Origin of the sequence: Oceanobacillus piezotolerans (assembly GCF_003665065.1) — a bacterium.
GTDB lineage: Bacteria > Bacillota > Bacilli > Bacillales > Amphibacillaceae > Oceanobacillus > Oceanobacillus piezotolerans.
In genome coordinates this window covers 19788-31581 of the sequence record NZ_RCHR01000005.1, presented here as the reverse complement: position 1 = coordinate 31581, position 11794 = coordinate 19788, and the positions used below count along the sequence as shown (strand labels likewise).

The following is an 11794-nucleotide window of genomic DNA, read 5'->3' as shown; positions in this document are numbered from 1 at the left end:
AACCAACGTACGCTGTATGAATCTAAAAGAATTAACCAACATACCTCTTAACAATTCGATCTACTGCATTTCCGTAAGCTTCTCCAAACATATTTAAGTGGACGAGGAGATAATATAATTGGTAAAGTTCTTTGCGATCCTCGTATTCAGGAGATAAAGGAAATACAGATCGATATGTATCATAAAAGGATTCCGAGAACCCTCCAAATAGCTCAGTAAAGGCAATTTCAAATTCATGATCCCCATAAAGAATAGAAGGATCGATTAAATAAGGTTTTCCATCTTCTCCTGTAATCCAGTTTCCTCCCCAAAGGTCACCATGAAGTGTACTCGATAAAGGCTTATCCGGAATCCATTTGTCTAGCAGTTCCAATAAACTCATAAGCTTTATATATCTTTCCCCTGACATTGTTCCTCTAGTTCGTCCTAGTTTTATCTGTTCTTCAAGGCGAATTTTACGGAAATATGCTAGCCAGCTAGAGGATAGATAATTTTCATGAGGTAGCTTACCAATATAACCTCTTCCTTCATAGCCATAGCCTGGACCCTCCTTCAAATGAAGTGCTGCTAGTTTCTCACCTAAAACTGTTTCTGTATTTTCTTTTTCATTTCCATTAACCCATTCCATCCATAACATTGGAATTTGTGTCTGTCCATCTTTGAGTACACCATACACAATTGGAACATCAATTGTACCTGTATTTCGTATGATAGAAAGTCCTTCTGCTTCGAAATCAAAAAAGGACTTCCCCATTTGTTGATTCAACTTTACAAAGTATTCACGTTGTTTAGAACGAACATAGTAAGCATCATTGATGTCGCCCCCAGGAACCGGCTGGATTGATTTGATTTCCCCATTTTTTTCGACTTGATTTAGTCCTTTTTCAATTATATTTTTCATCGTGGTCCTCTCCGCCTCTCAGTAAATAATATTAAACTCCTATGCATATTGCTATTCCCTAAATGAATATAACGGTAACTGTACAGATTTTGGCTTAAAATGTGTGGCTCTCATAAAGCATACATGCCGTATGATATACATTCCGTTATAAACTAATGTTTTTTCCCTTATATCTGTAATTTTCCAAATAAAGGTTCAAATTCCCATCCTTTTCCCTTACTTTACACAATAAGTTATAATAAAGCCTGCACAATCAAATAATAAGAGAAAAGATACTTTGCGGCAAAAGCTTGATTGTGTAGCCCGCCTAATATAAACAATAGCCAGCCATGAGAGAAGGTAATAACATGTTGAAAAAATTAACAGATAAAGTTTACTATATGCCCCATTATTCGGAAACGGATAGACCTGCTTTAGGTCTTATTTGCGGGGATTCCTTTAGCCTGATTGTTGATTCTGGAAATTCCCCTGGTCATGCACAGGATTTTCTGAATCTGGCAGAAGAAATGGAAATTTCACCCATCAAAGGGGTAATCCTTACACATTGGCATTGGGATCATGTTTTTGGCATAAAAACAATGGGTCAATTCACCATCAGCCATGAAAAAACAAAAGAAAAAATAGAATATATGAAAACACTAAAATGGGATGATGCCTCTCTTGATCAGCGAGTAGAGACTGGTGAAGAGATTGATTTCTGCAGGAATATGATTAAACTTGAAATGCCTGAAAGAGATCATTTGGAGCTTCAAGCACCGGATCTAACATTTAATAATAAGCTGGAAATAGATTTGGGTGACATTACCTGTGTTGTAGAGCATGTTGGGGGCGTCCATGCGGATGATTCATCAATCGTTTATATCCCTGAAGAGAAAGTGATGTTCTTAGGGGACTGCGTTTATCAGGATTTCTATAGCGGAGAATGGAGCTATGACTTGGAAGAATTTAATACTTTATTAAATAAAATAGAAAAATATGATGCAGAATACTATGTGACAGGACATCAACATCCAAAAACATACAAGGATATGTGGCATGTTTTGAATGAAATTAAGAGGATAGGTGAATTAGTGGATAAGGAGCATTCCTTTGATCAAGCTGTTGCCAAATTCAGCGAAATACAAAGGAAAACCCCAAACGAAGAACAGATGGAGTTTATTCTGAACTTCGTAAACGGAAATAGGAAGAAAAAGGGGATGGAAGGACTACCTTCTGCCTGATTCTATTCAGCTCCATTACTTTCTTTAAATTGGTTAAAGGGGACAGGCTGCATGGAGGTACGTCTCTCTGAGATAACGGCCATGACCCAAATAGAAAGCACGCCAACAAAGACCTTTCTTTGAATGGTGTGCTTTCTATATAAAATATAATCATTCAAACAATCACTTAACCCCAAACCTCATCTGCTACTTCTTTAATTAAACGAAGTTTATTCCATTGTTGTTCTTCCGTTAAAATATTACCTTCTTCTGTTGAAGCAAATCCACATTGTGGGCTGATGCACAAATGATCCTTATCCACATATTTTGCCGCTTCTTCAATACGTGCTTTGATCTTTTCTTTATCTTCTAGTTCTCCTGTTTTAGATGAGAATAGACCTAGAACAACGGATTTTTCATTTCCTACATGCGCAAGTGGTGAAAAGTCCCCGGCACGATCTGTATCATACTCCAAATAATAGGCAGAAACGTTTTCTTTCTCAAATAATATAGATGCGATTGGGTCATATCCACCAGAAGAGGCCCAAGTAGAATGATAGTTTCCACGACAAACATGGGTCGTTACGATTAAATCCTCTGGGACGTTTTCGATAGATAAATTGTTGACACGTAAGTAAAGCTCTCCAATTCCTTCAACTGTTTCCGTATCTTGACGTGCTTTCCAATAATTCTTATCAACAATCATTCCCCATGTACAATCATCTAATTGTATGCTTCTGCATCCAGCAGCATATAAATCCTTGATAACCGTTTGATAGCCTTTCGCAATATCTGTAATAAGTACTTCTATATCTGGATAAATTTCTTTAGTCGCGTCGATATTTTCAGGACGTTGTAACTCTGCTAAAAATTGAGCTGGTGCCGGAATCGTTTGCCTTGCAATGACACCATCTTCTGCATACTGCTGGATAAACGAAAAATGGTCCACAAATGGATGGTTTTCTCCGCTAATTCTTCCTGTTAGGCGAGCCGTTTCTGGGCGGGTTTCTTCATCATGAAACTTATAGCCTTGTTCAATCGTTTCTTTACTTACACCATTTAAACCCCACATGAAATCCAAATGCCACCAAGACCGACGGAATTCACCGTCTGTAATCACTTGAAGCCCTACATCTTTTTGCTTTTGGATTAAATCAATAATACATTCATCTTCTATACGTTTTAACTCCTCTTTTGAAAGAGTCCCCTCCGCAAAAGAAGCACGTGCTTGCTTTAACTTTTTAGGACGCAAAAAGCTTCCTACATTATCAAAACGAAATGGGGTAACAGCCCTTTTACCTGTATTAATTTCGATTCCCATCAAAACCACTCCCTTTTATTGGATTAACTTAAGGTAAGTGTAGCATGGGACATTAATCATAAGGTAACACTTAAAATCTTTCACTTGCTATAGCTTTAAACTCTAGCGGAAGTTGACGTAAACCATCGTCAATGGATTCTTTTAAGTAGTCAATATAAATTTGAGCAAGTTTGCTGGTTGTCATATTTTTGTGCTTAATATAGCCAACATGGATACTCTCATTTACCTTTAAGGGGACAGCGATAATATCTTTACTATTAAGTTTATGACTAATAACTCCAGTTGAAATCGTATAGCCATTTAATCCAATGACTAGGTTAAATAAGGTGGCACGATCACTAACCTTTATATTTTTCGGCCTGGAAAGGGTACTCAATATCTCCTCTGAAAAATAAAAGGAATTATAATCCCCTTGTTCATAGGAAAGATAGGGGTAAGGATCTAAATCAGATAATGTCACATATTCCTTTTTCGCCAATGGATTGCTTGAGCTAATAAAGACATGAGGTTTCGCTACGAAAAGCTCATAAAACGCTAGATTTCCTTCCCTTAAAAACTTAGAAATTACCTTTTTATTAAATTCATTGACATATAGCACACCAATTTCACTGCGTAGGTTTCTCACATCCGCAATAATTTCATATGTCCTTGTCTCCCGTAAAGTAAACTCATATTCTTCCCGATCATATGCTTGAAGCAATCTAACAAAGGCACTTACAACGAATGCATAATGTTGAGCGGATACGGAGAAATGCTGCTGCTTTGTTTGTGTATCTGCATAGCGATTCTCAAGCAAATCTGCCTGTTCAACAACCTGCCTCGCATAGCTCAAAAATTCTGAGCCATCTTGTGTAATCAAGATCCCCTTATTGGTTCTTGAAAAAATCGTAATCCCCATTTCAGTTTCAAGCTCTTTGATTGCATTCGAAAGACTTGGCTGACTAATAAACAAATTCTGTGCTGCATGACTAATGGAACGACTCCTCGCTACTTCAATCACGTATTTCAATTGTTGTAATGTCATCTTTATCCCCCATTCCCTCTATACGATATATTCTGAATTATACACTATTTTTTGTATCTTTCTATCTCTGTACAGATGAAAATCTATATTTGAAATAATATCCAACAAAACGGGTATAAATAAGATACGGAGGTATATACAATGAATAAATTATTTACATTTTTGGTTCTCATTGGTCTACCACTCTCTATCATCGGCTCTATATTTCATTGGTCTGCCGTAATTATGTTTATCGTATACTGTTTGACGATTATTGCTTTAGCTGGTTTTATTGGTCGGGCTACGGAAAGCTTAGCAATCGTTTTAGGACCAAGAGCTGGTGGATTACTTAACGCAACTTTTGGAAATGCGGTTGAACTGATTATCTCTATCTTTTCACTGAAAGCCGGGTTTATTGGAATTGTGCTAGCGTCATTAACAGGTTCCGTATTAGGAAACTTACTTCTTGTAGGTGGTCTTTCCTTTTTTGTTGGAGGCCTGAAATATAAACGACAATCTTTTAATATTTACGAGGCACGACATAATGCAGGTCTCCTTATGTTTGCTGTCATTGTTGCCTTTGTTATTCCTGAGGTGTTTACACATACGATGAGTGAGCAGGATACCATGGTTCTAAGTGTTGGGATTTCAATTGTCTTAATACTATTGTACTTGGCTGCTCTTTTATTTAAATTTGTTACCCATCGTGGTGTTTACCAAGCAGATAACACACAAGGTGAAGCTGCTCATGCAGAAGAACCGGAATGGGGTAAAATGAAAGCGATAGTTATTCTCGCGATCGCAACAGTAGCTGTTGCCTATGTTTCGGAACACTTAGTGTCCACATTCGATGTCGTTGGAGCAACATTTGGCTGGTCCGAATTATTTATCGGAGTGATTATTGTCGCAATCGTCGGAAATGCAGCAGAGCACGCATCAGCAGTCATTATGGCTTATAAAAACAAAATGGATGTGGCTGTTGAAATTGCAGTCGGTTCCACCTTACAAGTGGCTATGTTTGTTCTGCCAATTCTTGTTTTGCTCTCCCTTTTGTTTCCAACGTCTATGCCGCTTGTCTTCACATGGCCTGAATTAATTAGTATGGTGACAGCCGTATTATTAATGATTACGCTATCGAATGACGGGGATTCCAATTGGTTTGATGGACTCGTCCTAATATCGGCATATATCATTATGGGAATTGGGTTTTATTTCATTTAAATTAAAAGGCCAGTACCTTTCACAGAAGAAGGGTACTGACCTTTTGTTTTATATTTTTTTCCATATCCTTAGCTCACCCAAGACTGCAGAGAAAGTCTGCTTCTTTAATGGAATCCGCACATCTCAGCTCCTTGGCCAACTTCTCTCTCACCTGATAAATATAAGACCGTATTTCCGATCTCGGGGTATGGAGAACCTCACTAATCTCTCGCTCTGATAAGTGATAACAACAGTTTAAAATAATAGCTAGCCGCTTTTTAAAAGGAATATTTAACAAGTAGAGTAGAATGCCTTCAGTAGAAATTTTCATTTTCGCATCACGTTTATTACAGCCTTCCTCTAATTGTCTTTGTGCTAAACTTGCCATCGATTGATATAACCATACGGAAAACTTCATATCCGCTTTAATATAGTCATTGATATGCGAATAAGCATATAGAAACGTTTCCGTCGCAAGGACTTCTGCTTTCTTCTCGTTTCCGAGCATCAAGATACTTAACGTATAAATCGAATGTTGATAGTGCTGAACCAGCTTTTGAAAAGCTTGGTTATTACCTTTCCTAACCCGCTTTATAATATGATTTCCAATCTCCTTCAACCTTCTCCCCCGCTTTCATCATGCTAATAAGCCTCCGAATTCCGTCTATTTACAACACTACAGATATAGAAGTTCCAACCGTCTTCTCGGATTCAACGAAGATTGAACCTTGGTGCAATTTTGCTATCTGCAGGGCAATACTCATACCAAGACCAGTCCCTTCCTTATTATCTTCTGTATTCGTCCCCCGGTAATAACGACTAAATAGATTCTCCTTCGTTTCCTCATCCATTCCAAAACCATTATCAATGACACTGATTTTCAGCTCTCTATCATCTTTTGTTTCTTCAATCCGAATAATAACCGAAGTTCCTGAGGGGTTATGTTTCAATGCATTATATATTAGGTTATCAATCATCCGCTCAAACAATCGCTCATTTATGTTTACTACCCGCTCCGTTCCCAAAGGCTCGCAAGAAATGGTATAGTCTTGAAATGTAATGTCATTTGTAAACTTTTTCAATATTTTCTCGATAAAGGCATTCATTTCGACAGGTTGAAATGAAACGAGTGCAGCATTATTTTTCAATTGAAAACTTAAGGTAAAATCTTCAATCAGTTTCACCATATAGTCACTTTTCTCGTGTATGGTTTTTCCAATATCCTCCAGTTCTTGCTTGGACCAATTATATTCCCCACTTTCCAGTAGTCTTCCATATCCCTCCATTGTCGTTAGCGGGGTACGTAAATCATGTGAAATCCCTGCCATCCATTCTTCTCTAGTCTTTTCCAATTGTTCTCTTTCTTTTTTAGAAGCATCCAGCTTCTCAGCCATATCATAAAAGGCATAGAAAACTTCTCTGTACAATCGATACCTCCACTTTGTCTTTCCGTTTTTCCGGAATATTTGCTTCCTCTCTCGCTCTGTTAACACTTCTTCGTATTTACCATTTCCCATTCTGCTTAACCAGTTTGCAAAGATTAATAATGGATTCCCATATCGGAAACCGTTCCAAACCGAAATGACAATGGTTACCAGCAGTACAATTGCTCCAGTAATAACTAAACCGATTAATGTTGCCTGATAGGTTCTAAACCGAATTTCCCCTTTGTTTATATTTGGTGTATAAAGGATCCAAACATTACCAGTTTCAGCGTCACGATACACATGTTGTTCCATCGAATAAGTATCAGGAGATATTTCTCTTTTAAAAACGTCTAACGGCAATTCTCTTTCACGGTTTTCTTCTCCAATAGACATTCTTTGCTCTCCATTACTGTCATAAATATCTAGCTTTCCCCCAACTTGCTGCAATTTATTATTCATTTCCGGAACATCTTGCTTAGCGATCCCTCCATTTTGGTTATATGTCTGAACAAGTTCATCCAGTAAGATGGCTCCTTCTGCTTCATACCCTAAAACAAACAAATAATCTGTCACATAAAACGTTTCCAGATAAAATGCCAAAGAAAATCCTTTATATTCCTTGGTTTCTTTCATCGTCAATAAATCATGCATACTATACTGTTCAGGAAAATCACTTGGCACGTTTCCAGATTCTATTACTTCACCTTGTTCATTGATGATTTGTACCCAAATATTTTCCTCTGCTAATCCTTCATCCCAACCTTTATTCATCGTTAAATCTTTAAATGAGTATGTATCCATTGTTATATCTTCTAGTTTCGTATAATAATAATTATGTTCAGCTTGTTCTTCTGTCATCAATCCTACTGCAACGATTAACGTAATAAAAGCAACGATGATCATTAATATAGCAATCGAAATAAACTGAATGGAAAAATGCATAAACAAACGTCTTCTTATTTTCTTCATCCTGCATGTTCCTTCACTAATTTATATCCCAGCCCTCTCACAGTAGTTAAATAGGTTGGTTTACTAGGGTTTTCTTCAATTCTCTCTCTTATTCTTCTAATATGTACGGAGACCGTATTTTCATCTACATAATGGTCAAATCCCCATACCGCATCCAATAGTTCTGACTTTGAGAATACTCGATTCGGATGCTTGCAGAAGAAAAGTAATAATAAATATACCTGTGTTGGACAGGACACTACTTCTCCATTTACGATTAGCTCTCCTGCATTTTCATCCAGTCTAAAGCGACCAAAATCATAACATTTTGATGCAAATGGACTTTGTTCTGCCTTGGGAAACGATTCAGTTCTTCTAAGATGCGCTTTTATCCTTGCAGCAACTTCCAATGGATTAAATGGCTTTGTCACATAGTCATCCCCGCCTGTAGCGAATCCGGTAAGTACATCCAAATCAGAAACCCTTGCAGTTAAAAAGAGAATATAAGCATTGGTAAGCTCCCTAATTTTCGGACAAAGATCAAATCCACTTCCATCTGGAAGCATCACATCGAGAATAACAATATCAATATGATTTTCACCTAAACAGGTTAATGCTTCCTTCCCTGTATAAGCGGTATATATATGTGCAAACCCTTCTTTTCTCAACATTAATTCCAGCATTTTTACGATGGCTTTTTCATCATCAACTATTAAAATATGCGCCTCATGTCCCATAATCCCACCTCAAAAGTATTCTACCACGGTAAGATTACGATTAGTTGAACAATATTAAGGAATACGTTATGAACGGTTAAGATTCTGTTCATTTTAAAGAAAGTTTAGTCTGATAACTTAGAGGTACAATGAACAGAGAGGAAGAATAATCATGAAACAAAGAGTAAATACAATCGATGCTTTAAGGGGTTTTAGTTTACTAGGAATTCTAATCGCAAACATGCTGATTTTCCAATACGGGATGTTTGGAAAGGATAAACCCGAGCATTTTCAATTATCTTCTTTCGATACCGTCAGCTACGTTTGGACGAAAATTTTTGTGGAAGGAAGCTTTCTTCCAATTTTTATTTTTCTATTTGGCTATTCTATGATGAAGTTAAAAGAAAAACTGGAAAAAAATAATATGAAGGTAAAGCGACATTTTGTGCGCCGTTTTATTCTATTCCTGACTTTAGGACTTCTTCATTCCATTTTCATTTGGGAAGGAGATATCTTGCTGATGTATGGTTGTATTGGCCTCTTTATGCTAATGTTTATAAATCGAAAGAGGAAAACCCTCCTTGTTTGGGCTATTGCGTTACTCTTCTTAAATTCTTTCATGGGATTTGGCAGTTATGAAGAAACCGATAAGGAAATTGAAAAGATGGAATCTTATATTGAAAAAGAAACGGTGGCCTATTCTAGTGAAAGTTATGCGGATGCCCTTGGATTTCGGTATAGTGACGAAACCCCGTTTGATTTTCCGGATTATTTTTATATAGTGTTCCTTTTTATTACACCACTCATCATAAGTCCACTTCTTTTGTTTGGCATGTATGGTGCAAAAAGCAATTGGTTTACGGATCCTAGAAAGGAGAAAAGGTTGTATATTCGAGGTGCAATTATTTTTGGGATAGTTGGCTTATTGCTCAAGAGTTCCCACTATATTATGAATGATTTAAGTTGGACCACAGGTGCTTATAGTGTCGGTGCAATATTATTAGCGATTGGTTATATTTTCGGCTTTGCCATTCTTTATACAAAGGTCAATAGGAAAGTGATGTCTTATATTGAAAAAGTCGGAAGGTTATCTCTGACCAATTATTTAGTACAAAGCATCATTTGTACCTCTCTTTTTTATGGATATGGCATGGGGCTCTTTGGCAGGCTTGGAGTGTTCCAAGGGATTCTATTAGCTTTCTTTATTTTCGCGATGCAAATCCTTTTCAGTCACTATTACTTGAAGTTCTTTAAAATAGGGCCTTTTGAAAAAGTAATGCGTATCTTCACTTACTTGTCCTGGAATGGACAGCCGAAGCGGAGAAAAAAGAAAGTAGTTGAAGAAGTAGCGTAGAGTTATGAGGTTGGGACACCTACCGATGAAGGCATCTGCTTATATATGTTGAAAACGTCATATTTTCAGAGAATAGCCCATATCTTTTCCGTCAGTCCTCTGAACAAATGAAGCTAGAAGAGCCTAAAGCACTTTTGTCCCAGCCTCATTGCTTGTTACAGCAAAATCACTGACAATTACAAGTGCAAATCTACAAAACAGGATTCATTTTACTTATTTGCTATGCATTCCATCTTTTATGGGAAGTAAAAACACCATTATGCACGCAATGAATAAGCTGAACAGCATAATACCGTCGATATCTCTTTGTATTTTTTCACTGTGTTTTTTTCATCCTTTGGTATAAATAATGTCCTCCAAAAGATTCCAAATGTAAGGATGATAGATTTACAAAAAAATGACCGCCCCCCATATTGGATTACTTTGGTCATTTCATTTCTTCTCAAAGTATCTTCTCCGCACATTCCATATTTTAATGTTAAAGCAAAAAAACGCCCATTTCTGAGCGTTTAAAGTGAAGTTTTCTTCACTTTTTCTTATTTCTCCTAACTAAATATCAACAAATATATAAAGAAGAGAACCATAACGATTAAACCAAAAGGTACCCCCATCTTAGCCCATTCTTTACTTGTTATTCCAAGTTTATTTGCAGCGATAATATTTGGGATATTTCCTGGTATAAGCATTCCACCACTAATAATAAGCCCTAATAGTAAGAATCGGATGGTTTCCGCACTCATTGCAGGACTGATTTCTGCAGCAGCTAAAGTAGCATTATCCAATGTAGCAGAAATAATATTAATCCAATATAATGCGCCCGGCTGTAAATCCAGTAAATATTGGTTAACAAGTGGCTCATAGCCCGCTCCAAGCAGAGTTAGGCCCATAACAAATAAATATATTTTAAAGGAACGAATAACAATTTCCCCGTAACTCTCGGCCTCATTGCCACTGTTCCCTAACCCTTTTTCTACTTTTTTCGGCTTTAGCACAAAGTAAGAGATAATTCCTATGATTAGAACGGAAACAATAACTTCAGCACCAATTAATTTAAATAAATAAAAGAACTCTTCATTCAACTTATTTGTAGCAATGGTTGATAATGGTTCACCAATTGGTGTCAATACAGCTCCAAGTCCAATGGAATAACACGCGAAGATAACCGCATAAATTTCCGTTTTTCTATCTAATTTCAGCACGCTGATTACAGATACAAGGACGATTGCTGCAATAATAGCGGTAATGACACTTGATATTAGACCAAGGACGATAATAATTAATGCCAGGAATAAACGCATATCCATCTTTTGGCTGACATTGAGGATCGCTCCCTCTATTGGGGTTTTCAACCATTTAAATAGCAACCCTGCAATAAGGACAGCTAATGTAATGACGATAGGGTCTTCCAGTGCCGTAATGAATAATTCCGTATTTAAAACGCCGCTAACAATCGCAGCCAACAGACCCATTACGAATAAGAAGGCCTCTAAATTATGTTCAATAGGCTTCAACAAGAATGGCAAAAATAATACTAATAATAATATGATAATCAAACCTGCGACCATTTTTCTCCTCCTCTTTATACCTTATCTAACTTTCTCTATTTATATGTAAAAAAAGTAATTCTACTTTTCACTATTTAGTATAAACTATACAATGAAATAATGGCAAAATTTAATTTAATTTCATAAAGTGAAATTTCACTTATTGGGCATCCCTCGCTGC

11 protein-coding genes are annotated in these 11794 nt (G+C 36.9%); 3 read left to right on the top strand and 8 right to left on the bottom strand.

What is annotated here, in order from left to right:
- Positions 1 to 31: 31 nt before the first annotated feature.
- Positions 32 to 901 carry a fructosamine kinase family protein gene (locus D8M04_RS14055; protein ID WP_121524046.1) on the bottom strand — a complete coding sequence of 290 codons (870 nt, stop codon included), beginning with the start codon at positions 899 to 901 and terminating at the stop codon, positions 32 to 34.
- Positions 902 to 1248: 347 nt separating this feature from the next.
- Here D8M04_RS14055 and D8M04_RS14050 point away from each other — a divergent pair, with 347 nt between their 5' ends.
- Complete coding sequence (locus D8M04_RS14050) at positions 1249 to 2121, top strand: MBL fold metallo-hydrolase (RefSeq protein WP_121524045.1); 873 nt, start codon at positions 1249 to 1251, stop codon at positions 2119 to 2121.
- Positions 2122 to 2123: 2 nt separating this feature from the next.
- Here D8M04_RS14050 and D8M04_RS20040 read toward each other — a convergent pair whose 3' ends face one another.
- The 3 genes from D8M04_RS20040 to D8M04_RS14040 all read right to left on the bottom strand — a co-directional run bounded on the left by D8M04_RS20040 (position 2124) and on the right by D8M04_RS14040 (position 4445).
- Positions 2124 to 2279, bottom strand: a complete 156-nt coding sequence (locus D8M04_RS20040) for a hypothetical protein (RefSeq protein WP_158595135.1) — start codon at positions 2277 to 2279, stop codon at positions 2124 to 2126.
- A gap of 8 nt (positions 2280 to 2287) precedes the next feature.
- A complete protein-coding gene (locus D8M04_RS14045) occupies positions 2288 to 3421 on the bottom strand; it encodes a 5-methyltetrahydropteroyltriglutamate--homocysteine S-methyltransferase (protein WP_121524044.1) in 1134 nt (377 codons plus the stop codon).
- A 70-nt stretch (positions 3422 to 3491) separates the two neighbouring features.
- On the bottom strand, positions 3492 to 4445 hold the full coding sequence (locus D8M04_RS14040; protein ID WP_121524043.1) for a LysR family transcriptional regulator: 954 nt from the start codon (positions 4443 to 4445) through the stop codon (positions 3492 to 3494).
- Positions 4446 to 4586: 141 nt separating this feature from the next.
- On the opposite strand from D8M04_RS14040, the gene cax reads away from it, so the two are divergent.
- Positions 4587 to 5645 (top strand): calcium/proton exchanger, encoded by a 1059-nt coding sequence (gene cax, locus D8M04_RS14035; RefSeq protein ID WP_121524042.1) that lies wholly within the window; start codon positions 4587 to 4589, stop codon positions 5643 to 5645.
- Between the two features lie 73 nt (positions 5646 to 5718).
- Here cax and D8M04_RS14030 read toward each other — a convergent pair whose 3' ends face one another.
- The 3 genes from D8M04_RS14030 to D8M04_RS14020 are packed head-to-tail and all read right to left on the bottom strand — an operon-like array spanning position 5719 to position 8736.
- Positions 5719 to 6243 (bottom strand): sigma factor-like helix-turn-helix DNA-binding protein, encoded by a 525-nt coding sequence (locus D8M04_RS14030; protein ID WP_121524041.1) that lies wholly within the window; start codon positions 6241 to 6243, stop codon positions 5719 to 5721.
- Between the two features lie 49 nt (positions 6244 to 6292).
- The gene (locus D8M04_RS14025; RefSeq protein ID WP_121524040.1) at positions 6293 to 8020 is read right to left on the bottom strand and encodes a sensor histidine kinase; all 1728 of its coding nucleotides are present in this window, start codon (positions 8018 to 8020) and stop codon (positions 6293 to 6295) included.
- Positions 8017 to 8736: a response regulator transcription factor gene (locus D8M04_RS14020; RefSeq protein WP_121524038.1), complete on the bottom strand. Its 720-nt coding sequence runs from the start codon at positions 8734 to 8736 to the stop codon at positions 8017 to 8019. Before D8M04_RS14020 ends, D8M04_RS14025 begins: the two co-directional genes overlap by 4 nt.
- A 151-nt stretch (positions 8737 to 8887) precedes the next feature.
- Between D8M04_RS14020 and D8M04_RS14015 the strand changes: the two genes are divergently transcribed.
- A complete protein-coding gene (locus D8M04_RS14015; protein WP_121524036.1) occupies positions 8888 to 10069 on the top strand; it encodes a DUF418 domain-containing protein in 1182 nt (393 codons plus the stop codon).
- A gap of 545 nt (positions 10070 to 10614) precedes the next feature.
- Here D8M04_RS14015 and D8M04_RS14010 read toward each other — a convergent pair.
- Positions 10615 to 11634, bottom strand: coding sequence for a DUF1646 family protein (locus D8M04_RS14010; protein WP_121524035.1), 1020 nt, complete (start codon positions 11632 to 11634; stop codon positions 10615 to 10617).
- Between the last annotated feature and the right edge of the window lie 160 nt (positions 11635 to 11794).